Annotated in this window: 20 protein-coding genes; 7 read left to right on the top strand and 13 right to left on the bottom strand. The window is 69.9% G+C overall.

What is annotated here, in order from left to right:
• Positions 1–48: 48 nt before the first annotated feature.
• Positions 49–2,064 carry a nuclease-related domain-containing DEAD/DEAH box helicase gene (locus K8638_RS10205; protein ID WP_223754264.1) on the top strand — a complete coding sequence of 672 codons (2,016 nt, stop codon included), beginning with the start codon at positions 49–51 and terminating at the stop codon, positions 2,062–2,064.
• Between the two features lie 879 nt (positions 2,065–2,943).
• On the opposite strand, the gene K8638_RS10200 is transcribed toward K8638_RS10205, so the two are convergent.
• Complete coding sequence (locus tag K8638_RS10200; RefSeq protein ID WP_223754263.1) at positions 2,944–3,330, bottom strand: hypothetical protein; 387 nt, start codon at positions 3,328–3,330, stop codon at positions 2,944–2,946.
• 66 nt (positions 3,331–3,396) lie between these two features.
• Between K8638_RS10200 and K8638_RS10195 the strand changes: the two genes are divergently transcribed.
• The 3 genes from K8638_RS10195 (at position 3,397) to K8638_RS10185 (ending at position 6,702) form a co-directional block, all read left to right on the top strand.
• Positions 3,397–3,585, top strand: coding sequence for a hypothetical protein (locus K8638_RS10195; RefSeq protein WP_223754262.1), 189 nt, complete (start codon positions 3,397–3,399; stop codon positions 3,583–3,585).
• Between the two features lie 74 nt (positions 3,586–3,659).
• The gene (locus K8638_RS10190) at positions 3,660–4,940 is read left to right on the top strand and encodes a transposase (RefSeq protein ID WP_223754261.1); all 1,281 of its coding nucleotides are present in this window, start codon (positions 3,660–3,662) and stop codon (positions 4,938–4,940) included.
• Positions 4,941–5,127: 187 nt separating this feature from the next.
• Positions 5,128–6,702 (top strand): hypothetical protein, encoded by a 1,575-nt coding sequence (locus K8638_RS10185; protein ID WP_223754260.1) that lies wholly within the window; start codon positions 5,128–5,130, stop codon positions 6,700–6,702.
• A gap of 25 nt (positions 6,703–6,727) precedes the next feature.
• Here the strand turns inward: K8638_RS10185 and K8638_RS10180 are convergent, their stop codons facing one another.
• From K8638_RS10180 to K8638_RS10140, 9 genes are all read right to left on the bottom strand, one after another.
• Positions 6,728–8,068 carry an MFS transporter gene (locus K8638_RS10180; RefSeq protein ID WP_223754259.1) on the bottom strand — a complete coding sequence of 447 codons (1,341 nt, stop codon included), beginning with the start codon at positions 8,066–8,068 and terminating at the stop codon, positions 6,728–6,730.
• A 131-nt stretch (positions 8,069–8,199) separates the two neighbouring features.
• Positions 8,200–9,282 carry an energy transducer TonB gene (locus K8638_RS10175; protein ID WP_223754258.1) on the bottom strand — a complete coding sequence of 361 codons (1,083 nt, stop codon included), beginning with the start codon at positions 9,280–9,282 and terminating at the stop codon, positions 8,200–8,202.
• Between the two features lie 89 nt (positions 9,283–9,371).
• Positions 9,372–9,962 carry a hypothetical protein gene (locus K8638_RS10170; RefSeq protein WP_223754257.1) on the bottom strand — a complete coding sequence of 197 codons (591 nt, stop codon included), beginning with the start codon at positions 9,960–9,962 and terminating at the stop codon, positions 9,372–9,374.
• 9 nt (positions 9,963–9,971) lie between these two features.
• A complete protein-coding gene (locus K8638_RS10165) occupies positions 9,972–10,673 on the bottom strand; it encodes an STAS domain-containing protein (protein ID WP_223754256.1) in 702 nt (233 codons plus the stop codon).
• 250 nt (positions 10,674–10,923) lie between these two features.
• Positions 10,924–12,783, bottom strand: coding sequence for a hypothetical protein (locus K8638_RS10160; protein WP_223754255.1), 1,860 nt, complete (start codon positions 12,781–12,783; stop codon positions 10,924–10,926).
• A 94-nt stretch (positions 12,784–12,877) separates the two neighbouring features.
• The gene (locus K8638_RS10155) at positions 12,878–14,125 is read right to left on the bottom strand and encodes a hypothetical protein (RefSeq protein WP_223754254.1); all 1,248 of its coding nucleotides are present in this window, start codon (positions 14,123–14,125) and stop codon (positions 12,878–12,880) included.
• Positions 14,126–14,224: 99 nt separating this feature from the next.
• Positions 14,225–15,793, bottom strand: a complete 1,569-nt coding sequence (locus K8638_RS10150) for a hypothetical protein (protein ID WP_223754253.1) — start codon at positions 15,791–15,793, stop codon at positions 14,225–14,227.
• A 3-nt stretch (positions 15,794–15,796) separates the two neighbouring features.
• Positions 15,797–16,549 (bottom strand): DUF4384 domain-containing protein, encoded by a 753-nt coding sequence (locus K8638_RS10145; RefSeq protein WP_223754252.1) that lies wholly within the window; start codon positions 16,547–16,549, stop codon positions 15,797–15,799.
• On the bottom strand, positions 16,546–17,049 hold the full coding sequence (locus K8638_RS10140) for an RNA polymerase sigma factor (protein ID WP_223754251.1): 504 nt from the start codon (positions 17,047–17,049) through the stop codon (positions 16,546–16,548). The genes K8638_RS10145 and K8638_RS10140 overlap by 4 nt, the downstream gene beginning before the upstream one ends.
• Before the next feature lie 276 nt (positions 17,050–17,325).
• Here K8638_RS10140 and K8638_RS10135 point away from each other — a divergent pair, with 276 nt between their 5' ends.
• The gene (locus K8638_RS10135) at positions 17,326–17,673 is read left to right on the top strand and encodes a helix-turn-helix transcriptional regulator (protein ID WP_223754250.1); all 348 of its coding nucleotides are present in this window, start codon (positions 17,326–17,328) and stop codon (positions 17,671–17,673) included.
• Positions 17,674–17,712: 39 nt separating this feature from the next.
• On the opposite strand, the gene K8638_RS10130 is transcribed toward K8638_RS10135, so the two are convergent.
• Positions 17,713–21,840: a TOMM system kinase/cyclase fusion protein gene (locus K8638_RS10130; protein ID WP_223754249.1), complete on the bottom strand. Its 4,128-nt coding sequence runs from the start codon at positions 21,838–21,840 to the stop codon at positions 17,713–17,715.
• 240 nt (positions 21,841–22,080) lie between these two features.
• Between K8638_RS10130 and K8638_RS10125 the strand changes: the two genes are divergently transcribed.
• Positions 22,081–22,719, top strand: a complete 639-nt coding sequence (locus K8638_RS10125) for a hypothetical protein (protein WP_223754248.1) — start codon at positions 22,081–22,083, stop codon at positions 22,717–22,719.
• 15 nt (positions 22,720–22,734) lie between these two features.
• On the opposite strand, the gene K8638_RS10120 is transcribed toward K8638_RS10125, so the two are convergent.
• Positions 22,735–22,902 carry an SRPBCC domain-containing protein gene (locus K8638_RS10120; RefSeq protein ID WP_223754247.1) on the bottom strand — a complete coding sequence of 56 codons (168 nt, stop codon included), beginning with the start codon at positions 22,900–22,902 and terminating at the stop codon, positions 22,735–22,737.
• Positions 22,899–23,033: a hypothetical protein gene (locus K8638_RS44530; RefSeq protein ID WP_255662547.1), complete on the bottom strand. Its 135-nt coding sequence runs from the start codon at positions 23,031–23,033 to the stop codon at positions 22,899–22,901. Before K8638_RS44530 ends, K8638_RS10120 begins: the two co-directional genes overlap by 4 nt.
• Positions 23,034–23,396: 363 nt before the next feature.
• Between K8638_RS44530 and K8638_RS10115 the strand changes: the two genes are divergently transcribed.
• Positions 23,397–24,941 carry an SDR family oxidoreductase gene (locus tag K8638_RS10115; protein WP_225937153.1) on the top strand — a complete coding sequence of 515 codons (1,545 nt, stop codon included), beginning with the start codon at positions 23,397–23,399 and terminating at the stop codon, positions 24,939–24,941.
• The last annotated feature ends 4 nt before the right edge of the window (positions 24,942–24,945 follow it).

Genomic DNA, 24,945 nt, shown 5'->3' with positions numbered 1-24,945 from the left:
CTCCGGGCCACGAGGCCCGACCCACCACTCGCCCAAGGAAGGTCCGTGATGGCCATCCTGTTTCCTCCGCTCGAGAACATCCGCAGGCTGACCACACCGCCGACGCCGGGCGAGTTGCATCTGGTCACGGTTCTCAGCCAGGTCCTCGACGACCACCACGAGGTCTTCTTCAACCCGTTCCTGGACGGCGATCGGCCCGACGTCATCGTCCTCAAGAAGGGATGCGGCGCCGCTATCATCGAGGTGAAGGACTGGAACCTGGAGAGCTACCGCGTCGACGCCCACAACAAGTGGAGCTGCGACGAGGCGCCGCTGCTCTCGCCTCATAAGCAGGTGTTTCGCTACAAGAAGCGCCTGTTCGATCTTCACCTGCCGGTGCTCGGCCTCCACGACCTCACCGACCGGAACTTCTTCCGGGTCGTCCGGCCCTTCGTCTACTTCCACGTCGACCGGAAGCGACTGGAGCGGTTCTACGCGCCGGCCCGGACGGAGCTGGCAGGCGAGATCGACGAGCTGAACCGGAGGAAGAAGAACGGATCGATCACCGACCACGGTTCCTACGAGAAGAAGCTCGGCTACCTCCAGGACAAGCGAGGCCAGCTCTCACGCGACGAGGGCATGTCGTGGGCGCGCGATTCGCTCGAGCGGGACGTCCGGAAGGTCTCCCTGATGAAGAAGGACGACCTCTTCACGGACGAGATCTACGCCGACTTCAAGCGCCGACTGGCCCCGCCCACCTTCGTCGTGCGGCAGGGTGTCCCGGTGGTCTTCGACGCGGACCAGCGTCCGCTGACGGCCAGCAAGCCCGGGCTCTCGAAGATCAGGGGCGTCGCCGGCTGCGGCAAGACGACCATCCTCGCGCAGCGTGCCATCAACGCATACGAGCGGCATCGCGATCACGTCCTCATCCTGTATTTCAACATCACGCTCGGCCACTTCATCCGGGACGCGATCGGCCGGCAGCTGAAGCACGGCGCCGACACCCACTACCGGATCACGCATCTGCATGGGCTCATCTCGTCCACGCTGGACGAGCTTGGCATCCACGATGACTCGAGGCCGAACTTCGAAACGCTGGACGCCCCGACGCTCGGCGTCCTATCCGCCTTGATCCATGGCGATGCCGTGCCGAAGTTCAAGACCATCCTGATCGACGAGACGCAGGACTACGAGCTGGACTGGATCCAGTTCGTCAAGGACAGGTTCCTGGCCGCCGACGGCGAGCTGACGCTCTTCGGGGACCGGAGTCAGAACATCTACGACCGGAAGGAGCAGTCCGCCCTCCGGGGCTTCGGGCGCTGGCAGAAGCTGACCCGGTCCTACCGCTCCGGTCAGGACGCGCGCCTCGTCAAGCTCCTGAAGGGCTTTCACGAACGGTACCTGGCACCGAAAGACGTCGACTCCGAGATTTACGACGTCCGTGAGGAGCAGGCGAGCCTGATCTTCGACCTCCTGACCTACCAGCGCTACGGCTCGAGCTACGACGCATCCTCGGTGCTGAGCAAGATTCGCGAGTACATTCGCGTGCACGAGCTTCACCCGAACGACGTGGCGATCATCGCCTCGAGGGTCGACGCTCTCTTCCCGCTCAATGAGGAGCTCACGAAGACCGAGAAGACCAAGATCTCGTTCGAGGATGGTCTCGAGCTCGATGAAGCGAGCCATGGCGAGAGCACTCCTCGGCGCAAGTTCTTCGAGATGGCCAGGCAGTGCGAGGGGTCGCAGGTGGCGCCCGAGGACCGCAAGGAGTTCGACGACGCCTGCGCGATCCTGAAGGGCATCCGCAGACGCAAGAAGGTCTTCTTCTTCCAGAACTCCGGAGTCCTGAAGCTCTCCACGACGCACAGCTTCAAGGGCCACGAGGCCGAGACGGTGTTCTGCATCCTGATGCCCGACGACTCGCCCGAGATCGTCTACACCGGCATCACGCGGGCCCGGAGGAACCTCGTCATCTTCGACGCCGCGGGGAGCAAGTTCGAATCGTTCTTCCTGGAGCAGATCGAATCCGGCGGCGAGGCGTCGCCCGTTCTCAAGTGGCGCATCGGCGAGCGCCGGTCGACCTAGGGATTTCGCATCTAACGGCCACCCGCCCACGTCACGCTTTCGGGCTCCGGCGCGCACCGCACCTACGTGCCCGAGCTGAACCGGAACGGCACCGCCACCTTCCTCTTCCACGTCCGGGTGGTAGTTTTCGATTCCGTTTCGGACAGTCTCCCTCCTCGTGCGTCCGGTCGATCCTCCGGTTTTCCGGCCCGGCATCCCGAGCGGGCGGCTCGTCGGGCACGAGGGCGAAGCGGTGGATTCTTGTTGGCGCCGACGATCCCGACGGCGACGAGGTCACCCTGTCGCTCGCGCTGGTGCCCGCCGGGACCCGGTTCAGCGCGGCGACCGGCGAATGTGCAGAACACGCGAGCCAGGAGGAAAGCGACGCCGGACCTCGCCCACGTCGTCTCGGTCATCAGCTACCAGCCTTGCCGGGTTCGGCCCGTAACCAACGCCTCTTCGCGCTCAATGGGTTCTAACCCGCTTCAGCATAGTCAGTTAAGGCAGGTGCCTTGGAGGAGTCACCCTCCTTCCCTCCGAGCACGGTTCACCGACTTACCTGAAGCGGGTTAGCCTCAGCGTCGGGAACGAGGCGCGAGTAGGTTTCCCCGAATGATGTGCCGCCGCTTTCAGATTCCACGGGCCTTTGCAGTTGTTGACGCGCACCCTGGTTGAGGGAGCGAGGCCCGAGCTCGATCCGGCTGCGTGATGGGGTCGCGACGACCGCCCATCGTCGGCGAGAAACTGGAGCGCCGCGCCCGCTGATGTAGGGTGGAGGACCTCGTCATGCTCGGGTCGCAGGCCGAGGCGCATGGGTGAGAGAGCGAGCTCCCACGTCGTGGAACTCGCGCCGGGCGTTGGCTGTCTGTCGTTCCCGTCTCCGCGCGCCCGTCGGGCCCCTCAATCCAGGTACCCCCACCGGTCCTCCTCGAACACGTAGAAGGGGCGCCCGAAGGGCATCACCTCGGTCCAGCCCAGGACGTGGCGTGTCGAGCCGGAGCTCACGTCGTAGGTGAAGCCGAAGTGCGGCCCGTCGAACTTCGCGGGTGGGAGCGCGGGCAGGAAGCCGGGGACCAGTTCCTCCAGTGTCTCGGGGAGGCGGCCGTGCTTCGCCTGGAAGGCCCGGCAGGCGGCGATGAGGACGTCCGCGTTCTTCCGGGCCCGCTCGCTCCCCGCGCGGTCGGGGCGGAGGACGAGGGCCAGCGTCATCACCCCGCCCACGACGTTCCCCACGAGCTGTCCCGTACCGGCGAGGAGCCGGTGGAGGGCTCCCTTCTTCGTGGACATGTCTGCCTCCCGTGCGGCCCCCATCCTCACATGGCTGACCATGTTCCACGAAGGGAGGAACCCATCATGACAGACATCAAGGACCCCCGGCGTATGACCGAGCCGTCGGAGGACACGCTGGAACGACAGGGCGCCAACGTGGAGGAAGAGCCCGGCCACACGCCCGGGGCGGCCGAGGGAGATGACGAGGAGGCCCCGCACCGGGAGCATCCCTACCCGGACCCGGACAAGACCCCCGGCAGCGCGGAGGGCTGAGGGCGTGAGAAAAAATTAACGTTTCTGATGCGTCCGACGGATGCATAAGCGTAGCTGTGCGATCATGACTCGCCATGGCGGGGAGCAGACGGTCGCGAGTGCGTGTGCTCCGGCCGAAACGGACTCAGGTGCTGGCGGCTCGGACCTACGAGCAGTTGGTTGACCGAGGTCATCCGGTTCGCGCCGTATGGGCGGCGGTCGAAGCGCTAGACATGTCGGACTTCGAGCGCGCCATCCGCGCCCGTCCGCATCACGCGGGTCGTTCGGCGGTGGACCCGAGGCTGTTGCTGGCGCTGTGGGTGTATGGGCAGATGGAGGGCCTCTCCAGCGCTCATGCCATTGCGGCCCGGCTGCGTACGGACGTTGCGTACTGGTGGTTGTGCGTCGGCGTCGGCGTGTCGGCCCATACGCTGTCCTCCTTCATGACGCGCTCAGGCCCCGCCTTCCGGGCGTTGCTGGGCAAGCTGCTGGATGACCTGTGCAGCCGCGGTGCCGTACGCCGGCCACGGCGAGTTGCCCAGGACGGCACGCGTGTGCGCGCCTCCGCGGGGGCTGCCTCTTTTCACCGCAAGGCCACCCTGCGGAAGCGGGCAACGGAGGCTGCTGCCGCCGGCCAGTGCCGGCGGGGCGCGAGCACCAAGGCACGTGCAGCCCAGAAACGCGCTCGGGCCGATTTACAGGCCCGGGCGGCACTCGCGCTCGCTGCTTTGCCGGCAGCAGCGCGGCGTAAGAAACGTGCGAAGGGGGGCGTTCGTGGCGAACCTCGAGCCTCGCTCACCGACCCACAAGCACACGTGATGCGCATGCCAGACGGCGGCTACCGTCCCGCCTACAACGCGCAGGCCGTCTCGGACGTCGAGAGCCGGCTGGCATTGGCCGGTCGTGTCACCAATGAGGGGACGGACGCTGCCCAACTGCTACCGATGGTGCACTGGGTGGCCCGCGTCCTGGGACTCAAGCCCGAAGCCTGGTTGGTGGACGGGGCCTATCGGAATCTCAAGGCCTTCTCCGCGCTCGAGTCTCAGGGCATTCATGTCTTCTCTCCCCTGCCGGCGCGCAAGAACTTGCTTCCACCGGGGGCACCGAGCAGGCGCCAACGAGGCGAACCCATCGATGCGTGGCGTGCGCGGATGCAGACCCCCGCAGGCAAGCGCACATACGCCCAGCGCGCACCGGCGGCGGAGCTGCTCAATGCGCAGGTCAAGGAGCGCCAAGGCCTGCGCAGGCTTCACGTACGAGGTCGCAAGCGAGCCGAAGCGGCTTGGTTGCTCGCACTCGTCGCCCACAACCTCCTGCTCGCCATCGCGCAAGGGTGGTTCGACGAGCCGGAAGGCTCATTTCTTCTCACGCCCTGAGTCCCCGTCCGGGCTGTTGCCTCCATGGACACAACCTGATTGCGATTGTAGTCCGTGGGGCAACAGGGGAGGGCAACCGCCCCTCCGGGCCATGCCCTGGCCCCGATGTTGCTCCATGCGCGCTCCCCACCCCGAGGGCGCCATGTCGAAAGCCATCCGTCGTTCACTTGCCGTCGCGGCCTGCTTGATGAGCACGGCCTGCATCCTGGACCCGCAGAACGGGCAGACCTTCAACGGCCCGGTGACGGGCACCACGGTCTCCTTCTCCGCCTACCACACGTCAGCGAACGCCACGAGCCGCGTCCAGGTGCTCAGCAGTCCCACCGCAGACCCCAGCGTCAGCGCCAACTGGATTACCCTCGCCACGGCCACTTCGGCGGCCTCGGGCTACAACGACACGACGGGCGCCACCGTGTACCCCTGGTCGGCCAACGTGACGCCGGTGCCCTCGGCGGCCTTCGCGGCGCGCTGGCCCGCCGGCGGCCTGGCCTTCCTCCGGGCGCTGACGTCCGACGGCTACACGCACGCGACGTTCGATGACGTGACGTTCGACGACTGCTTCTCGGAGGTGCTCGGCCGTCCGGACTGGGCCTGGACCGACGTGACGACGGACTGTGGAGGGCTCGGCGCCTCGCGGCTGGCGGTGGTGTCGACGTCGCCCACGCCCCTGGAGCTGCCCCGGGTGACGGGCGGAATCCGCTTCCTGAGCAAGAAGGGCGTGGGCAGCGACGCGGAGACGAACAACTACTACACCACCATCAACGCCCCGCTGACGCTGGCGGCCTTCCGCTCGCGCTACATGGTTCCCACCGTCGGCGACTCGGAGGCCGAGGTGACGGCCACGTATTACAACGACGGCGACCTCGGCATCGGCCGGGAGATGCATTGCCGGCGCTTCGCGGCCAACGCCAACCATGGCGCGGGCATGGCGTGCCACGTGAGCAACTACGGCACCTTCGGGCACACCTCGGAGGCGGACATCACCGCGGCGCTCAACCAGGCGACCTCGCGCACCGGCGCCTTCGCCACCGTGGCCATGGTGTACGAGCCCTCCCGCGCCAACAACCCGGTCACCTTCATGGTCTACGACGCCGCGGGCAACCGCAGCACCCGGGCCGGGCTCGACACGCGCCTCGCCAATGACACCGTCCCGCGCAACTGCCTCACGTGCCACGGCATCAACTCGTACGTCAGCGTGGCCGGCAGCACGGTGACGGTGGCCAACGCGCGCTTCCTGCCGTTCGACCTGGACAGCTTCCGCTACAGCACCGCCGCCCCCTTCCGGCGGGCCGACCAGGCGGAGAGCCTCCGCAGGCTGAACGCGCTGGTGAAGGGCACCGTGCCGGCCACCACGGGCATCTCCCGCCTCGTGGACCAGTGGTACCCGGCGGGCGTCAACACGGTGAACGCGGCCTTCGACGGCAAGCGCCTGCCGCCGGGCTGGGAGTCGTCGGGCTCCGACGCGACGGACCGGCGCTCGCTGTATGACGGCGTGGTGAAGAACTACTGCCGCACCTGCCACATCAGCTCCGAGTCCACGTATTACACCTTCGAGAACCACGCGGACTTCGTCGGCAACGGCGCGCGCATCCTGGAGCTGACGTGCAACTGGCCCGCGGCGCGGCTGAACTCCGCCGAGGGCGGGGCCATGATGCCGCACGCGGAGCACGTGGCCCGCCGCTTCTGGCAGAGCGGCGCCCGCGCGTACCTCGTGACGGGGCTCAACGGGCTGAACACGCCGCTGGCGGGCTGCGTGCCGTGACGCGGCGCCGGGCCCGGGAGGACGCTCAGCCCTCCCGGGGCCCCGGGCGCTCGGCGGCCATGTCCATGCCCTTGGCCACCTCCGGGATGATGCCCAGGCGGACGTAGATGGGACGCACCCGCTCTCGCAGGGCGGGCAGCTTCCTCCAGAACCACGCCGCGGCCACCAGGCACATGGTGCCGCCGATGGCCAGCGTCACCGGCGCGCCCAGGTGCGTCGCCAGCGCGCCCCCCAGCAGGCTGCCGAAGGGCGCGGTGCCCATGACGGACATGGTGTAGAAGCTCATCAGCCTGCCGCGCATCCGCTCCTCGACGATGGTCTGCAGGACGGTGTTGCAGGACGCCGTCGTCACCATCATCCCGAAGCCGGTGAACACCAGGGCCACCAGCGACAGGGCCAGGTTCCGGGACGCGGAGAAGGCCAGCAGCCCCGCCCCGAAGAGCAGGGTGGTGCTGACGATGACGCCGCCCAGTCCCCGCACGGACCGGCGGGACGCCAGGAACCCGGCGCCCCCGAGCGCGCCCAGCCCCGCGGCGGCCATCAGGAAGCCCAGCGTGTTGGCCCCGCCGCCCAGCACCTGGGACGCCATCACCGGCATCAGCACGGTGAAGGGCATCCCCATCAGGCTCACCAGGGCCACCAGCCCCAGCAGGGCGCGCATGGGCGGGAAGTGGAAGGCGTGCTGGAAGCCCTCCTTCAATTCCGTGAGCACATGCTGATGCCGGTGCTCCCGGACGCGCGGGGTGATGCGCATGGCCAGCAGCGAGCCCAGCACCGCGAGATAGCTGATGCCGTCGATGAGGAAGCAGCCGCCTTCGCCCACCAGCGCGATGAGCGCGCCGGCCAGGGAGGGGCCCAGCAGCCGCGCCGCGTTGAACATGGACGAGTTGAGCGCGATGGCGTTGGGCAGGTCCGCGCGGTCCTCCACCATCTCCACCACGAAGGACTGCCGCGCGGGCATGTCGAAGGCGTTGATGAGCCCTTGGAGGACCATCAGCACGGCGATGTGCCAGACGGCGATGACGCCGGAGAGGGCGAGCGCCGCCAGGGCGAGGGACTGGAGCATGGCCAGGCCCTGCGTCACCACCAGCAGCCGGTGCCGGTTCCACCGGTCCACCAGGACGCCCGCGAAGGGGCCCAGGAGGAAGGTGGGAATCTGCCCGCAGAAACTGATGACTCCCAGCAGCAGCGCCGAGCCCGTGAGGCGGTACACCAGCCAGGCGGTCGCCACCCGCGTGAGCCACGTGCCGACGAGGGACACGCTCTGCCCGGCGAAGAAGAGGCGGTAGTTGCGGTGGCCCAGGGCCCGGAGCAGGAACCTCCACCCGCCACGTGGGCGCTGCTCCCCGGAAGCCTGTGCCTGCATCCCGTGCCTGCTCCTTTCCCTGGTTGCCGTACGCCGTTGATTACCGAAACCTGGGCACCCGGGGTGGAGGAGGCAGGTTCTCGCCTGGGGGGCGGGCAGCCGCCCTCCGGCGCCTCGCGGCCCGGACCGTGTCAGTGCGACGCCGCGGGCGCGGCGCCCGGGCACTTCTGGAGGTACGCCTCCAGCGTGTGCTGGAAGCGCTCCCGCTCCGGGGCGGGCCAGGGCTTCGGCAGCGCGGCCACCGCGTCACGTTGATGGGCCACGGCCTCCTCGCAGCGGTCCAGCCCCGCGCTCACCGCCGCGAGGGTCTCCAGGACGTAGGCATTGCGAGGTGCCCTCCTCCACGCCGTCCTCGCGAGGGGCGCGGCCTCGGTGTAGCGGCCCGCCTGGGCATGGTGCCAGGCCAGCTCGTTGGCGGACCACCAGTCCTCGGGAGCGAGCGTGTGGAGGCGCTGCAGCGTCGCGGGGTACGCGGGGTCCTCCGGCTCGAACTTCGCGAGCGAATACGCCAGGTGCGCCCAGGCATGGGGACTGTTGGGGAACCGCATCGTGCGGGCGCGGGCCCAGCCGAGTTGAGCCTCCCGGGTGAGCGGCGCGAGGTCGGGATTGATGGGGAAGTGGAAGACGTAGGGGACCTCGACCGGATGGCCCGCGAACTTCGCGGGCCAGTACCGCGCGTTGAACACGACGCCCATCAGCGCGTCCGTGAACCCTGCTGGAGCGCTCTCTATCACCCGGCAGTCCCGCGGCTTGCCCTCCACGGTGAGCCGGCACTGGATGACGACCAGGGTGGCGGCCCGCAGCTCGCGCGCTTCACGGGTGAGGGCGGGCCGCCGGAGATCGAGCGCCCGCGGGTTGTCCCATAGGTCCTGAAGGGCCTCGCACGCCGGGGGAAATGGAGCGGTGCAGGCGCCCCCGAGGTCCGCGTGGGCCTGCCGGATCTGCTCCTCCGTGGGGTTCCCGTCCAGCGCCCGGAGGGCTTCCGCCATGATGGCGGGCGCCTCGGCGGGCTCCACGACGACCCGCGGCCGCGGGTCGCTCAGCGAGAGCTCCACTCCCCTGAGGAGGCTGTCCGGCTCCGGGGCATCATCCAGGTACCGGTCCATCATCCGCGAGAGCTCGCCATGGCTGGCGGGCAGCACGGGAAGGTTGGCGTGCCTGCAGCCGGAGGCGAGCAGGAGCAGGACGGCGAGAGTCAGGAGCGCGCGGTGCACGCGCGGCACTCTAGCGCCGTCCCGGGCGCGTTGCGGAAATGAGGTCTGGGGACCTGCTGTACCTCAAGCCGCGGCCTTGGACGCCGGGCCTACCAGGTGATGACGTAGGTGCAGGACGCCGCGCCCTTGTGCCGGCAGCCCTGGTGGGCGTCATGCGTGAGGGTGGCCTGGGGCTGGAAGCGCTGGGCCATTCCCTTGATGAGTCCCATGTCGAAGCGGCACGGGTAGGGATTGTCACACACCATGACGGCCTCGTTCTTCCCGGCCACGGGCTGGTACGTGTAGTGCCCGATTCCCTCCATCATCTCCCCGGTCGCCGGGTTGAACATGTCCCGCCCGTCCTTCCGGTGGTTCATGTGGTAGGCGATGTCGATGGAGGCGAGCGCCGACTGGACGTCCTTGACGTGCGGCGGGAACACGGCGTTCTGCGGAACGAACGACCCGACCTTCTCCAGGCCCCGGCCGCCGAGCAGGGTGTCGATCCTCTTGTAGACCGGCAGGTAGAGCTCCAGGTCGTACCAGGCGTTCGTGTCGAGGACGAGCACGCCGCGCTCATCCCGCGTCTGGACCTTCAGGTCCTGCATGAGCTCATTGACGAGGACCGAGAACGACTTGATGGCGGCGACGACGGAGTAGACGCTCGAGCCGCTGGCCTGGATGCCTTTGAATGCGTGTGACATGGAGAGTCCCTAGCCCTGGTGACCGCTCGCATCGAGGGCACGAGCGGCGGCGTGGTTGTGCAGATGGCGGAGGCAGTCCTTGAGACCGTCCCTGAGGCTGCCGAGCGTCTTCACGCCGCGCAGGTCCACGCCAATCTGGACCAGCGTCTGGGCAATCAGCGGGCTGATGCCGGTGATGACGCAGTAGGTGCCAAGCAGGCGCGCCGCGTTGACCATCTTGATGAAGTGGTTGGCCGTCGACGTGTCCACGACCTCCACGCCGGTGATGTCGATGATGGCGCAGCGGGCCTTGCCCTGGGAGATGCGATAGAGCAGCCGCTCGGTCATCTCCAGCGAGCGCTGGGTGTCCATCACGCCCACGATGGGCAGCGTCAGGATGTCCTCCCACAGCTCGATGATGGGGGTGGACAGGTCCCGGATGGCCAGGCGCTGCTGCTCGATGGTGCTCAGCTTCTCCTCCAGCTCGCGCCGCGCGGAGTCCAGCTTCTGCATGGACTGTTCGTTCTCGCGAACGGAGGCGTGGAGCTGGCGAGCGAAGAGGTTGATGGTCTCCTCGAACCCGGAGAACTCGTCCGCGCCCGTGACGGGGATGAGGTGCTGGGCCGGGTCGAACTCACCGAGGGAGATCATGGCCAGCAGGTCGCGGATGCGCTCGAGGCGGTCCAGGTCGACGGTGATGACGGAAGGAGACACAGGGTGCGGCTGGGCCATGGACGCGACACCGGAGCGGGACGAGGGGGAAACATTTCCCGATGGATGGTTTGGTTATGCCGAAACGCATTATTTTCATCAACGGGTGTAGCCCGACCCTGGGCGACCTTGAAACAGACTCATCGTGAAGTCGTCCGAGCCGGTGGGCCCAGGCCTGTCCGCCTGGTGGACGGCACGGCATCCGAGCGAAACGCAGCCCGGCGGGTGAGGAGCCCCTGACCGCGAGGAGCCCTCCACCCGCCGCATCACTTCACTCCGCCGTCGTCACGCCCGTGAAGGTGGCGCCTCCCAGGCGCAGCCGCTTCACGTCCATCCATCCCAGGGTGTCGTTGTGCGCGGGGTGGGCCACCGCGGCCACGCGCAGGCTGAGGTTCCCGACGGCGTCAACCTTCTCGAACGTGTACTCCAGCTCGTTGGTGCTCGCCGAGTAGAGGGGCTGCTGGAGCGCCGGCTCGAGCAGCAGGTCGTACCGCACGGCGCCCGGGGCGCGGGTCCAGCTCACGGCCAGGGGCGAGCCGGTGGGGCGCTCGGCCTCACCGTGCAGCGTCAGGTCGAAGTCACCCGGCAGCGTCAGCGTGCGGCAGAGCACCTCGCCCTCGCGCATCACGCGCAGCTCGACCGTGTCACCAAACACCGGAGGCCCCAGCGAGTAGAAGCCATTGCTATAGGCGCCCTGCTCGTTCAGGTACGGCACGTCCCACCCGCTGAGCATCACCTTCGCGTCCGTCACGGCAATCCCGCCGTCCTTGACCTCGACGCGCACCGAGCTGGCCTCCTGCTGGAGGATGTCCCAGGCGTACTGCTCGAACTCGCCCTCCACCGTGAGCTCGCTGCCCTCCGTCACGCTGTCGCACGAAGTGAAGGAGATGGGCAGCTCGCGCACCCGCCGCACGACGAGGCCATCGCTCTCCTCGGACGCCACGACGCGCACCGTCGCGTCGCCCCCGTACGCCAGGGGTGAGAGCTCCAGCCAGCGGCCCTGCGTCTCGTCCGAGGCGAGCACCTGGTCTCCGGCGACCACGCTCGCCGTGTAGTCGGAAGCGCCCCGGGCCAGCGTCCACGCCACGCGCACGGACGCACCGGGGCTGTAGCTCATGGGCAGGGTGGGCCAGGTCACCTGGAAGTCGCCGGGCACCACCACCGTCCGCGCGACCTCCGCCTCGCCCACCTTCGCCATCACCGTGACGAGGCCGGACCCGAGGGTTCCCGAGGTGTCCTCCAGGTGGAGCGTGTAGCGCTCCAGCGTGGCGTCGTACGTGGCGACCTCGTCGCCCACCGTCACCTGCGCGGCCTTCACGCTCTCTCCGTCCCGGCGCACCTCGAGCGACACGTCGGCCCGGGTGCCATTGACGACGAGCTCGCCACCGAGCGTGAGCAGGCCCTCGACGGGCTCCTCATCACCCAGGCCGCACGGGGCCTGCTCCACGGTGTCGTCCCATGCCGCCTCGCAGACGAACGCGTCGAGCATGGGGTCGTCGTGCAGCGACAGCGGGATGGGCGTGGTGAGCGGCACCACCTGGGAGGTGAGGTTGTCGGTGATGCGCACCAGGTTGAAGCCCTGCTTCAGCCCCGTGGCGGGCGCCTGCGCGGAGTCGAGGTAGACCACCATGAAGGCGGGCGGCCGGGTCCATGCGAGCGACGCGCCCAACACGCGGTCCACCGGCGTGCCGTCCGCGGGGATGGTGTCCAGCGTGGTGTTGCCGTTGCGGTCGTCGTAGGCGAGGAGGATGCCCACCGAGCCTCTACCCCGCATTCCGTCGCCGAGCTGCACCAGTGCCTCGGCCGGAGGCGGGCTCGTCACGTCGAAGGTGTAGCTCGCGGGGAATCCGCCCGGGTACGCGACATCCTCGGTGACGATGCCGAGTGGGTTGCTCACCGGTCCGGGGCCCTCGGTGAGCAGGCCGGGGTACCACGCCAGCGCGAGGCGGACCGGACGCGTCACCTCGGTGCCCGGCGTGGGCGCGAGCTGGCCCTGGAGCGTGGCCAGCGGCTTTTCGGCGGGAGGCGGGTTCGTGGTGGGGGGCGGCGGCGTGTTTCCGCCTCCGCAGGCGGAGAGGGTGAAGAGGGAGAGCAGCAGGGCGCTGCGGGAACGGCGAGGTGCGGCGAACATGGAAGACTCCGGTTCAAGACTGAGGCCCCGGGGATGCGGGGCGCTCACGTCTTGAAGACCGGGCGGCCATTTATTTTTGGGAACCCCTTTTTCTTCAGGGCACCACGGTGAGCGGCTGCGTGCGCACGCACTCCACCTCGAGCCACCCGTACCGTGAGAAGGCCGAGGGCCGCGTGACGGCGGCGACGCGGAGGGTGGCGGGCCCTTCGTACGACACGGGCAGCAGCGTCACGCTCCTCTCGCTCGTGAAGGCAAAGGACTGCTGGAGGCCATCCGGAGAGCGCAGCTCCACGTTGTAGCCGGCAGCGCCCGCGGCGGCCGTCCACGCCACGTCGAGCCCCGCGCCACTCCGCAGCTGCCCTCCCGGGGCCGGAGAGGTGATGTCGAAGCCCTCGGGAACGGTGAGCAGGCCACGGGTGACGGAGTCTCCCTGGCGCGCGACCAGCTCCACGGTGCCGCCCTCGGTGAGCAGCGTGGAGTCCGCTTCTTCGAGGAAGTGGCCGAGGCGCTCGGGCACGTAGGGCACGGGACGTCCGCCCAGCGTGACGGTGGCATCGCTCAGCCGCTCGTCGTCGCGCGTGAGGTACAGGTTCACCGTCACGGTGCGGCCCGCGAGCGACACCGTGCCCCACACGCTCAGCGTGCCGGGCGGCGGCGGGGGTGGTTCGAAGGAGATGCCGCACGGGGGCTCCGACTCCGGCAGGCCATCCCACGCGACCTCGCACGCGAGCAGGTCCAGCAGCGGGCCACCCGCGCTCAGCGCGAGCGGAATGGGCGTGTCGAGCGGCACGACGCCACCGCCATCGACCGTGATGTGCAGGAGGTTGAAGCCGCGCTTCAGGCCCGTGCCCGGCTCCTGTGTCTCCTCCAGGTACAGCAGCACGTACGAATCGAAGCCGCCCCACGAGGAGCCCACCACCCTGTCCTGGGAGGGCCCACCCCCGCCGGCCGGGAGCGGGTCGAGCCGCTGGTTGCCGTTCAGGTCGCGGTAGGCGAGCAGGAAGCCCGTCGCGGCACGGCCTCGCACCTGGCCTCCCACCGCCACGCGGGCCTTTTCGGGAGGCGGCTGGTGGAGCGGCAGCGCGAAGTCCGCGGGGAAGGTGGACTGGAACGGAACGTCCTCCGTGAGGATGGACGCGGGCGCGCTCGGTGGCACGGCGGAGTCGTCCACGATGCCCGGGTACCACGCGAGTGTCAGGCGCACCGGGCCGTCGGGCCGGTCGGTCGCGGAGAGGCTGGCCTCGCCACGCAGCGTGACGAGCGGGTCTCCCGCGTACGTCGTGTCCACGGGACTGCCGCATGCGGCGGCGAGAAGGAGAAGAAGGACGGGCAGTCGGCGCATTACGGCGTGTCCTCTCAGAGTGTGGCTACGAGCCCGCCGCGAGCGGCGGCGAAAGGAGGGAGAGCCGCCCCTGCAAGCGGCGCATCTCAGCGTGTCCTCTCAGAAGCGGAAGCCCGCGCCCGCGCTGGCGAGCGGCGTCAGGCGCAAGGGGGGCACCGACTCGCTCGGGGGCGGCAGGTAGCGCACCAGCAACTGGCCCTGGACGAGCGCGAAGGCCGGGCCGGGCAGCGGCACCTCCACGCCCACCACCGGCCCGGCCGCCACGCCCAGCGCATGGCGCGGGGCCAGCGCGGGCCGGTCCATCGTGTCCTGGATGTCCTCCTCCCTGTCCCTCCGGAAGGACTGCCGCAGGCCCGTCACCTCCACGGAGAGGCCCACCTGGGGCACCAGCGCCCACTCCAGCCACCGGTAGCCCGCGGCGGCCCCCAGCCCCAGCGCACCCTCGGAGATGTCGAGCCCCACGCCGCGGTAGGAGGCGCGCGTGCCCGACACCGTGCCGAGCGCCCACCAGGCACCCCGCGTATGCCGGTAGCCCAGCGCCGCCGACACCCGGGTGCCCGTGCCGGGAATCGCCGCCCCCTCCCAGCGCCCGAGCACGAGCACCGCCGCGCTCTTGAGCTCCAGCGCGCCGCCCTTCACCGCGACCTCCTGGTAGCGGCGCCATTCCAGCGCGGCCTCGTTCACCTGCCGCTCTCCACCGAAGGGCAGCTCCACCTCCAGCAACCCCGTGCTGGCTCCCGCGCGCTTGCGCACGAGATAACGCCCGGGAGGCACCGCGAGCCGCAGCGGGCGGCCGGGCTGCTTCTCCACCTCGGCGACGACGTCCGGGCGGGGGCGGCTGGAGACCACGTAGTGCCCCGCGGCGGCGGCGGGGAACACCAGCGCGCTCCTCGCTCCCGCCGGCTCGGTGAGCACCAGCTCCCCCGTGCCGGCCAGCTCCAGCGCGTACGCGGGGTGCTGCCCCGCGCCGGCCGCGCCCGCCACGGTGCGCCGGTATGAATAGGCATACGCCTCGGAGAGCGACACCTTGCCGTCCGAGTCCACATCCGCGTCACCGCGCAGGCCGGTGAGCAGGTGGTGTGTGAAGAGCGAGCCCTGGAGCGAGTCCCACTCCTCGCTCACCTCGGCCGGGCCGCTCGAGGAGATGACCACCTGCCCGTGCAGCGGCAGCTTCTCCAGCGAGACGTCATAGGCGGGCGCCGCGCGGCCCCCCTTCTTCTGCGCGAGCGTGCCGCTCTCGCACGCGTCCACCACCATCACGGTGAGGCGCGCGCCGGCCCTGCGCGCACTGTCGCGCAGCTCGGCGAGCGGCAGGTGCGTGCCGGCCAGGTGCAGCACCCCCGCCTTCGCGTGAGAGGAGACGTAGACCACCAGCACCGGGTCGTGCCCTTCGCCGCGCAGCTCCGCGATGCGGCCCGCCACCTCCGCGAGCTTCTGGCGCACGTCCTGCGCCGGGGCGTCCACCAGCACCGAGGCGCGGTCCGCGCGCACACCGCCCAGCTCCACGAAGAGCTGGCGCACCCGTGACGCGTCGTCGTCCGCGAAGCGCAGCACCGCGTCGTCCGGGTCGCCCACGTTGGCGCCGATGGAGACGAGCAGGCGCACCGTCTCGGCCGGCGCGAGGGCCGGCCACAGGAGCACGAGAAGCAGGGACAGCAGCCGCATCATGGGTCAGGGCGCCTTGCGCAGGCGCAGCGAGGAGACGCGGCAGCCGTCGCAGGTGAGGGTGGGCTCGGCGCGGCCCGCCTGCTCGCGGAGCCGCGCGAGCAGCGGGGCCGCCTGGAGCGGACGGGGGGAGAAGACGGCGAAGAGCCACTCCGTGCCCGGGGCGTCGTCCAGCTCCACGCTGCCGGGCAGGAAGTCGCGCTGGCCGGCGGCGAGCGGCGCGGACGCCGTGCCCTCGAAGGGGTGGAAGACGGTGGCTCCGCCCCGGCCGTCCAGCTCCAGCACCAGCAGGTGTCCGGCCTCCGGTGACTCGTAGGCGAAGCGCAGCCGGTCGCCTTCCTTCACCGCGCTGTCCTGGGCCAGCGGGACGGCCTCCGCCCCCGCGCGAGAGACCACCACGCGGAAGGCCTCACCCTTCCAGGTGACGCCGGGGCCGTCCCCGGTGAGGCGGGGCCCGAGCACCAGCACCAGCACCAGCACGGGCACCACGGCGGCGAGCACCGGGAAGAGGCGGCGCCAGGGAGAGGGAGCGGCGGCCTCGCGGCGCTCGAGCTGGCGCAGGAAGCGGTCGGCCGGACGCGCGCGGAGGAAGGCGTCCCGGCCGGTGGTGAGGGCTTCGAGCTGCGCGCCGCAGGCGGCACACGCCTGGACATGGGCTCGCGTCGCGTCCGGGGTGGGCTCACCGGCCGAGAGGGCCTCGAGCACGGCGGCGGGAGGGCACTCGGGCCCGCGAGGGGAGGGGGGCAGGGGGGCGGTCATCGTCGTGCCTCGTGGCTTCGTCCGGCGAAGAGCTGGCGGATGCGGTCCTCGAACGTCTTGAGCTTCTTGCCCACCGTCTTTCGCGAGAAGCCCGTCTGGGCGGCCACCTCGTCCTGGGTATAGCCGTCCAGGTAGTGCAGCACGCCGATGGTGCGCGTCTTCCCGTCGAGGGTGCGCAGCGCGGCGCCCAGCAGCGCGCGCCGGTCCGCGTCCTCGGTGGAGCCGTCGCCGCGCTCCTCCAGGGCCGCGAGCTGCGACTCCTCGGCCACCGGCTCGCGGCCGCGCTTCTCCATCAGGTCGAAGCAGCAGCGGGCCGCCACCGTGTACAGCCAGGCGAGGGTGGCTCCGCCGTCGCGCGGGGGGCCATAGCGCTTCACCCGGAGGAAGGTCTCCTGGAGCGCGTCCTCGGCGTCCTCGGGCCGGCGGACGAGCTGCAGGCAGCGCCGGTGCACGAGGAAGCCGTAGCGCTCGTAGAGCTCGGCCAGCCGCGCGTCATCCATGGCGCGGGCCTCCTCCAGTTCGGGCCTTCCAGGCGGTGGGACTCACAGCGGTGTGCTCCTTCAGGGAGGAAGACCGCCCGACCGCCGGAAAATGGGAACCCCCTTTTTTCAGCACGGCCGGGATGCCGACACGGCCCCACAGCATCGGCCAACGGGCCCTCGGGGGCCAGTCACGCCGGGCATGGGCCTCGGCCCCGGGGGCGCCCACCTGGCGGGCCGGAACGCCAGGTGTTTCCCGGTGTTGACAACGCCCGGCGCGCGGCATTGCTTGGGGCCATGGTCAACTCCGGCGCCGCGCTCGACCTCATGTTCCACGCGCTCGCGGACCCGAGCCGGCGGGCCATGGTGAACCGGCTCTGCCGGGGGCCGGCCTCGGTCAGCCAGCTCGCCCAGCCGCTCGCCATGTCCCTGCCCGCGGTGGTCCAGCACCTCCAGGTCCTCGAAGCGAGCGGCCTCGTCCGCTCCGAGAAGGTGGGACGGGTGCGCACCTGTCGAATCGTTCCCACGGCGCTGCGCACGGCCGAGCAGTGGATATCCGAGCGGCGGACGAGCTGGGAGCGCCGGTTGGACCGGCTCGGCGAGCTCCTCGCGGAGAGCCCCGAGGAGCCGGACGCCCAGGAGTGAGGCCGTGGGCGTCTCGTGGCGCCGCGCGCCGCGGCGGCGTCAACGCGCGAGACGGCGAGGGGCTTCCAGCGAGGCCAGCAGCCTGACGGCCTCTTCGTACGCGGGCCAGCCCCGGCCGTCCTGGATGTCCGCCACTGCCTCCGCCAGGCACGTGTGCGCATCCGCGTGACGCCCCGCCTCGAGCAGCCTCCGCGTGAGGCCCAGCGAGACATTCAGGACCGAGACGTATTCACGCTGCTCCCGGGCCAGCGCGAGCGCGCGCCGGAGCAGCGTGAGCGCACCCTCCCGGTCGCCGTCGCCGACCAGCAGGTGGGCCTTGTGCTGGAGCAGGGTGGGAATGGACTGCTGGTCCAGCATCCCGACTGCGCCCTGGACCGTCTCATCAATCACCGCGAGCGCCTCCTCACGGCGTCCGGCCAGCAGCAGCGCCTCCACCTTGTACGCGGTCCAATGCGGGCGCGCCGTCCATTGACCGTTCGAGGCGAAGTACCGGAGCCCCGTATCGATTTCCTCGAGCCCCCTGTCAAACGCGCCGCGCCGCGCGAGCACGAGTCCATGGGCGATGCGGGCGAGCATCCGCCAGTGCTCGAAGCCATGCTCCGTCGTGAGCCTCAGGGCAATCTTGTTCTCCGCCTCCATCCGGGAGGTGTCGCCCATCAGGTGGTAGGTGACCTGCATGGCGAGGGCCCCGACAGAGCTCAGGAGTGGATCGCGAAGCTCCCGCACCAGCGCGCGAGTCCGCTCCACGTAGCGAAGTGCCTCCCCGACGCGGCCGCTGTACAGCTCGACGTGCTGCAGCCAGCACAAGGCATACAGTCCGTGGTCGTCACTGAACGTCCGGACTATCTCCTGGTGGTCCTTCTGAGCGCAGATTTCCAGCTCCCGGAGTAGCCAGGTCCGCGCCTGCTCATAGCGCTGGCTGTAGTAACAGGTGGTTCCGCGGGCGTGGCGGGCACTGATCCGCATCGCGGGAGAGTCGCTCTTCTCCGCCAGGGCGAGCAGCTCGGTCGCGCAGTCCTCCGCCAGCTCTGGCCGGGTGCCGCGCACGACGTAGAGCAACCAGAGCGCGAAGACCACCGAGAAGGTCACGGGAGGGTCCCCGAGGATGCGGCAGAGCTGTCGCGCGCGGAGGCCGTTGGCCTCGTACTCCTGGGCGGAGAACCCGCGCGAGGCCCAGAGGGCTCCGCCCAGCGCCGCGCGGAGCTCCACCTCACGGCGCGGGGCCCACTCCGTTTCGGAGGACTGGGCGGCGAGCTCGACGCCGTGCGAAAGCAGCGCCGAGGCCTCGATGAAGGCGGAGCGCTGCATGGCTCGCCGGCCGGCCTGAAGGAGCCAGTCGGTCGCCTCGGCATGAAGCCCCGCCCGCTCGAAGTGCCATGCCAGGCTCTCCGGCTGCTCCTCGGCCATCTTGGGAAAGTCGCGCTGAAGCGTGCGTGCGACGCGCTCGTGGAGCTCGCGCCGGCGTCCCTTGACGATGGAGTCGTACGCGGTGTCCTGGATGAGCGCGTGCTTGAAGAGGTACGCGGGCGCCCGGAGCCGCCGCTTGCGGTGAACGAGGTCGGCGTTCACCAGCGCATCCAGGTCCTCGCGCAGCGTGCCCTCCTCGATGGGGAGCATCGCGCGGAGCAGGTCGAAGCTGAACTCCCTGCCTATGACCGCGGCCACCTGTGCCGTCTCCCTGGCACGGCCCAGCCGGTCGAGGCGCTCGGTGAACAGGCCCCGGATCGAGCTGGGGATGCCCAGCGAATCGAGCGTTCCGGAGAGGACCAGGCCGCCATCACGTTTCACGAGGGCCTCGGACTCCAGCATCATCCGGACGAGCTCCTCCACGAAGAGCGGCACTCCGTCGGTGCGGGAGGTGATTCGCTCCACGGCCTCGGTTGACAGCGGGAGGCCTCCGCCGACGGCCGAGGCCATCCGCGCGATATCGGGCCCCTCCAGGGGACCCAGTTGAAGGGTGAGCGCCGAGGACGGGGACCAGGGCGGGGAGAACTCGGGGCGGCTGGTGAAGAGGGCATACACCCGGGCCGACGCGACCTCACCCACGAGCTTCGCGCACAGCTCCCGCGTGGACGGGTCCGCCCAGTGCAGATCCTCGATGATGAGCACGACGGGAGCCTGCTCGCCCATCTCGTAAAGCAGGGAGAGCAGCGCGTTGTGGGTCAGCTCGCGCTGCTTCTGAGGGGACAGCGCGAGCGGCGTGTACCCGGAGGGCAGAGGAAGCGAGAGGAGGTGCGCGAACAGCGGCAGGGTCTCGGCGAGGTCGAAGCCCAGCGACGACAGCAGCTCCTTCAGCCGCACCACCTTCGCCTCGGACGTGAGCTCCCGCCCAGGGTCCAGCAGCCGCTCCAGCAGCTCGACGATGGGGTACAGCGGGCTGTTGCGCGCGTCCTGGGCGCAGCGCCCCTCGAGGCAGCAATGGGGCTCGGTGCCGAGCTGTTGCCGGAAGGCCCAGGCGAGCCGTGACCTGCCGATGCCCGGCTCGCCGGTGATGAGGACGACCTGCCCGCCGCCACCGCGCACCTTGTTCCAGCGCTCCGTCAGCGCCTCGAGCTCCCGCTGGCGGCCGATGAGGGGCAGCTCCGGAGCACCCGCATCCGTGGCGCCTTCCCTCAAGACGTAGGCATCTCCGAGGCCCGCATCGCCCGTCGCGCTCCGGCTGTCGAACGCGAAGTGGCCGCGCAGCAGCCGCTGGGTCTCGCCGCTGACCAGGATCTCCCCCGGCCTCGCCAGCGCGCCGAGCCGGGTCGCGGCGTGAAGCGTCGTGCCCCCGAAGCTCGGGCTCCGGTCTCGCGCGGCCCCCTGCTCCCGGGCGACAATCATGCCGGTGTGGACGCCGATGCCGACCTCCAGGCGCGCCCGGTACCGGCTCATCGTCACCTCACCGCGCTGGCGGACCTCCGTCCGAAGCGCGAGGGCGGCACGGGCCGCGCGCCGGGCATCGTCCTCGTGCGCGGAGGGGTACCCGAAGAGCAAGAGGAGGGTGTCGTTCAGCGAACCCCCGACCTGCCCGCCATGCGTGAGCGCGAGCGTGGAGCCGAGCTCCCGGCCCGCGCCGAGGAGCAGCTCGAGCTCCTCGGCGTCGACAGCCCCGCTTCCATGCCCCACCACCCTGAGCGTGCAGCACATGGCCGTGATCTGCCGCCGCTCACCTTCGCCCTGCCTGGGCGCGGCGGACAGCTCGGGTGGGGGCACCTCCTCCTCCGGGCTGTCCGCGCGCTTCTTTCCCCGTATCGTCACCGTGGGCTCGGGGGGCACGAGCGAGGGTGGGGCGCCCGGCTCGTCCCCACGGACGGAGCCGAGGTCGCACGCCTCGAGCTCCCGCAGCAGGCCCTCGGCGGTGACGTCGCGCGCATGGGCACGCTTCTCGGTGGCACGCCTCAGGAGGGGCCCGAGCGGCCCCCGGGCAATCCAATCCGGGATGGGGACCGGCTCCGGCGAGAGTTGCCGGAAGACGATGTCCGCGGTACTCGCACCCCGGATGGCCCGTGCTCCGGTCAGACACTCCAGGAATATCAATCCCCAGGCATAGAGATCCGAGCGCGCCAGTGGGGGCTCGCCGCGGAGTTGTTCCGGCGCGGCGTAGGACGGGGAGCCGACCCACTCATGGGTCTGGGTGATGCGGGCCTCTTCGTCCCGGGCCTTCTCGGTGAGGGAGCTGATGCCGAAGTCGAGGACCACCGCGTTCCGCCGTGCGCCACCGCGAATCATGATGTTCGCCGGCTTGAGGTCCCGGTGGACGACGCCCTCCGCGTGCGCGCTCGCGAGCGCGTCGAGGATCTGGCTCATGAGATGGCGCGCCTCCAGGGGGGGCAGGTGCTGCTCCTCCTGGAGGAGGGAGGCGAGGCTCTTGCCTGGGATGAACTCGAAGACGGAGTAGACGCCTCCGCCCTCACCCTGTCCTGAGTCGATCAGCCGGACGATGTTCGGGTGGTGGAGCCGGGCGCACAGCCGCATCTCGCGGTGGAAGCGGGCCGTGAGACGCTCCACCTCGTCAGCCGGGCGCGCCTCCGGGATGCGCAGCACCTTGACCGCCACCATCTGGCCGGTCGCGAGTTGGTGGGCCTTGTAGACGTCCCCGAATCCGCCCTCACCAATCTTTTCCACGACCTCGTAGCGGCTCTGGAATGCCGCTCCGAGCGCCACCAGGTCCCATCGGGTTGCCATTGTCCCCCCATTCACGCAACCATGGTGATGCAAGGAAGACGCTATCGCGTTCATCCTTATCCAGAAATAATGACGCCTATTCCCGGAATCCTGGCAGTGCCTGGGCCGTCATGCCGGGTTGGTTGTCATTTGAAGGCTATTTCGCGGGCTATTTCGCGCGGAGGCGCTCCGGGCACGCTCGGGTTCACAACCCAGGTATGCCTGGCGTCCTGGGAGCATACGGCAAGAAGGAGAGACGCCATGCTTCCGAAGATGACCGCAGCGCAGAGCCTGGGCCCCACGGCCACGAGGCCGTTCGCCCTGGCTCCCACGCGTTCCGTAGTCCCGGGCACTCGCGGTTCCCTGCCGCGGAACGACATCTTTCAGCTGATGGAGGATGGCGACGACCAACCGGCGTTCGTGAGTCATGTCGCGGAGGCCCGCAACACCCAGGCGGGCGAGCGGGACGAGTATGCGGTCATGTCTGGCTATTCAGGACATGGCAAGACGCTCAAGAGCCTGCTCCAGGCCCGGCCCGACAAGATTCAATCGGATCGTCTCTTTCGAATCCTCAATTCGCTGGTCGTGGACGTGGTGGGCGGCGCGAACAAGGGCAATCATCAGTTCGATTGCGCGGAGCCGCACGCGGTCGCCAACCTTGCACTCATGGATGTTCCGCTGGAGAACATCAAGATCACCTCCATCAAGCTGGCGGACGGACCCAACAAGGGAGAGTCGAGGACTCCATGCAGGAATTGTAGCCAGTGGCTCGAGGCGAGCGTCGGCGGCTACGTGATAAAGAAGGGCATGCTCGACAAGTCGTGGCGGGACAGCTACCGCATCGGTCTGGGACGGGTGTCCGGCAAGGCGCTCAAGGCGCAACTGACCCAGAACCTGTGAGCCCGGCGGGACGGGTCAGGCGCTCGCGGGCTCGCGGCGCAGCGCCGCGTCCAGCTTGTCCAGCCCGAGCTTCGTCCCGTGCTCGCGCTCGGCGGGCGCATCGTGCCCGTCGAGGAAGACGCCCTGCTCGGTGAAGCGCAGCCGTGTGCCGGTGCCCGCGGGCTCGAACTCCACCGTCGTCACCGATCTTCGTGACACGAGAACCAGCGGGCCTTGGCTTCGAGCCGCGACCAGGCGGCGAACACCCGTGCCGGTGAAGCGGCATAGGTGCGCTCGATGGTGAAGGTGGCGTGCGTGGCGGAGCGTTCGGTCATGGGCGTTCCCCGGGCGGGTCATCGCTTAAGTATAATATTAAGTAACGATGTCCGGTGCGAGGTGTCAAGCGCGAGGCCCCCGAGGCCTCCGGGGCCTCGCGCCGCTGGCCGTACGGATTCCGAGGAGTTGGCGCCGGCGCGAGGAAGATTCGCGCCGCGTGTCGTTTTCCCGGCGGCTCATTCGACGTCTCCATGGAGCCTGATTTCACGGCCGCTTTGACACATTTCGTTACCGCGGCGGCGGTCACGGGAGACGTGTGACCTGGCAGTGCGGCCCTCCGGGGGCTGCCCGCCACATCCATCAGGTGATGTCAGACCCCTGATGCATCTCTTCCCGCGCACCTCTGAACCGAAGGATCAGCAATGTCCTCTCATCCATCATCGCAGGGCGTCGATGTGTCGTTGAACGTGCTGGAGCGTATTCGCCGCTGCGCGGCTTCAGTCACCCGGTATCCCATCGACATCCTCACGGAGGATGCACTGCTCGAGGACGAACTCGGCATCGACTCCGTGAAGCTCGCGGAGATCGCCGCCGTGGTCGGACGTGAGTTCAACCTTCCTCCCGAGCGCCTGCCCCGGGGCGGCAAGGCCCGGACGCTTCGCGCCATCGCGGAGGTGGTGGCTCCGCTGCTCGCGGGAGCGCCGCTGCAGCCGGCACCGGCAGTCGCCGCCGCGCCCGCACCGGTGGTCGCGCCGGCTCCCGTCGCGGCGGCATCGGGTCCCGCCCCCGCGGACCTGGAGGCACGGGTGCGTGCCGTGTTCGCGCGGGTGACCCGTTATCCCGAGGAGCTCCTGACGCCGGAGGCGGACCTGGAGGATGAGCTCGGCATCGACTCCGTGAAGCAGGCCGAGGTGCTGGCCGTGCTCGTCAAGGAGCTCGGGCTGAGCCGGGGGCCGGCTCCGTCCCAGCGCCTGCGGACCCTCGCCGCCGTCTGTGAGGCGGCCCGCGCGCACCTGCCCGCGCCGGCCGCGCCTGTGGCCGCCACGCGCGAGGCGAGTGCGCCCGTGCGGCCCTCGCCGTCCCCTGTCTCGCCTCAGCCGTTCCTGCCCTTCGCGGGGAAGGTGGCGCTCGTCACGGGCTCGGGGAAGGGCATCGGCAAGGTCATCGCCACCCGGCTCGCCAGGGCGGGCGCGACGGTGGTGGTGAACTCGTTCCACTCCCGGGATGAAGGGGAGAAGACCGCGCGGGAGATTGCCGCCTCGGGTGGGAAGGCAGTCCACCTGTGGGGCTCCGTCGCCCAGGAGGAGCACCTGGAGCGGATGTTCTCCAGCATCGCGGAGCAGCTCGGGGGGCTCGACTTCCTGGTGTGCAACGCGTCCAACGGCCTCATCGGGCCCTTCGACCGGATTACCCCGCGTGACTGGGACAAGGCGTTCCGCACCTGCATCACCGGCACCTACGAGTGCGCGATGCGCGCGCGGCCGCTGATGGCGGCCCGGGGGGGCGGGAGCATCGTCACCATGTCCACCTCCATGTCCCAGCGGTACATGCACGACCTGGGCTGCCAGGGCGTGGTGAAGGCGGGTGTCGAGTCGCTCACCCGCTACCTGGCCGCGGAGCTGGCCACCGACGGCATCCGCACCAACTGCGTGTCCGCCGGTCCGGTGCATGGCGAGCTGCTCGGGATGTTCCCCGACGCGGCCGCACGCGTCGCGCGCTGGGAGGCGGCCACGCCGGGCGGGCAGCTCTGCACGGCGGACGACGTCGCCGATGTCACGGAGCTGCTGCTGGGACCCAAGACGCGGCGGGTGAATGGCGCCATCTGGGTGGTGGACGCCGGGCTCTCCGGGACGGTGGACGGGCTGTTGCCGGCCGCCACCGAGGCACGGGAGCCGCGCCCGGGCAGCAAGGGCTTCTCCTACATCCACGGGCACGACGTGCGAGCGCTCCTCGCCCTCGAGTCCTGAGCCT

Origin of the sequence: Myxococcus sp. RHSTA-1-4, assembly GCF_020037125.1 — a bacterium.
Classification (GTDB): Bacteria; Myxococcota; Myxococcia; order Myxococcales; family Myxococcaceae; genus Myxococcus.
Note: the sequence above shows the minus strand (reverse complement) of the source record. Positions and strands in the feature narration are given on the sequence as shown.

Bases quoted from the DNA above. Each gene is read 5' to 3' on its own strand.
- K8638_RS10205 (WP_223754264.1), top strand. From the start codon at position 49: ATGGCCATCCTGTTTCCTCCGCTCGAGAACATCCGCAGGCTGACCACA.
- K8638_RS10200 (WP_223754263.1), bottom strand. From the start codon at position 3,330: ATGTCCACGAAGAAGGGAGCCCTCCACCGGCTCCTCGCCGGTACGGGA.
- K8638_RS10195 (WP_223754262.1), top strand. From the start codon at position 3,397: ATGACAGACATCAAGGACCCCCGGCGTATGACCGAGCCGTCGGAGGAC.
- K8638_RS10190 (WP_223754261.1), top strand. From the start codon at position 3,660: ATGGCGGGGAGCAGACGGTCGCGAGTGCGTGTGCTCCGGCCGAAACGG.
- K8638_RS10185 (WP_223754260.1), top strand. From the start codon at position 5,128: ATGAGCACGGCCTGCATCCTGGACCCGCAGAACGGGCAGACCTTCAAC.
- K8638_RS10180 (WP_223754259.1), bottom strand. From the start codon at position 8,068: ATGCAGGCACAGGCTTCCGGGGAGCAGCGCCCACGTGGCGGGTGGAGG.
- K8638_RS10170 (WP_223754257.1), bottom strand. From the start codon at position 9,962: ATGTCACACGCATTCAAAGGCATCCAGGCCAGCGGCTCGAGCGTCTAC.
- K8638_RS10165 (WP_223754256.1), bottom strand. From the start codon at position 10,673: ATGGCCCAGCCGCACCCTGTGTCTCCTTCCGTCATCACCGTCGACCTG.
- K8638_RS10160 (WP_223754255.1), bottom strand. From the start codon at position 12,783: ATGTTCGCCGCACCTCGCCGTTCCCGCAGCGCCCTGCTGCTCTCCCTC.
- K8638_RS10155 (WP_223754254.1), bottom strand. From the start codon at position 14,125: ATGCGCCGACTGCCCGTCCTTCTTCTCCTTCTCGCCGCCGCATGCGGC.
- K8638_RS10150 (WP_223754253.1), bottom strand. From the start codon at position 15,793: ATGATGCGGCTGCTGTCCCTGCTTCTCGTGCTCCTGTGGCCGGCCCTC.
- K8638_RS10145 (WP_223754252.1), bottom strand. From the start codon at position 16,549: ATGACCGCCCCCCTGCCCCCCTCCCCTCGCGGGCCCGAGTGCCCTCCC.
- K8638_RS10140 (WP_223754251.1), bottom strand. From the start codon at position 17,049: ATGGATGACGCGCGGCTGGCCGAGCTCTACGAGCGCTACGGCTTCCTC.
- K8638_RS10135 (WP_223754250.1), top strand. From the start codon at position 17,326: ATGGTCAACTCCGGCGCCGCGCTCGACCTCATGTTCCACGCGCTCGCG.
- K8638_RS10130 (WP_223754249.1), bottom strand. From the start codon at position 21,840: ATGGCAACCCGATGGGACCTGGTGGCGCTCGGAGCGGCATTCCAGAGC.
- K8638_RS10125 (WP_223754248.1), top strand. From the start codon at position 22,081: ATGCTTCCGAAGATGACCGCAGCGCAGAGCCTGGGCCCCACGGCCACG.
- K8638_RS44530 (WP_255662547.1), bottom strand. From the start codon at position 23,033: ATGACCGAACGCTCCGCCACGCACGCCACCTTCACCATCGAGCGCACC.
- K8638_RS10115 (WP_225937153.1), top strand. From the start codon at position 23,397: ATGTCCTCTCATCCATCATCGCAGGGCGTCGATGTGTCGTTGAACGTG.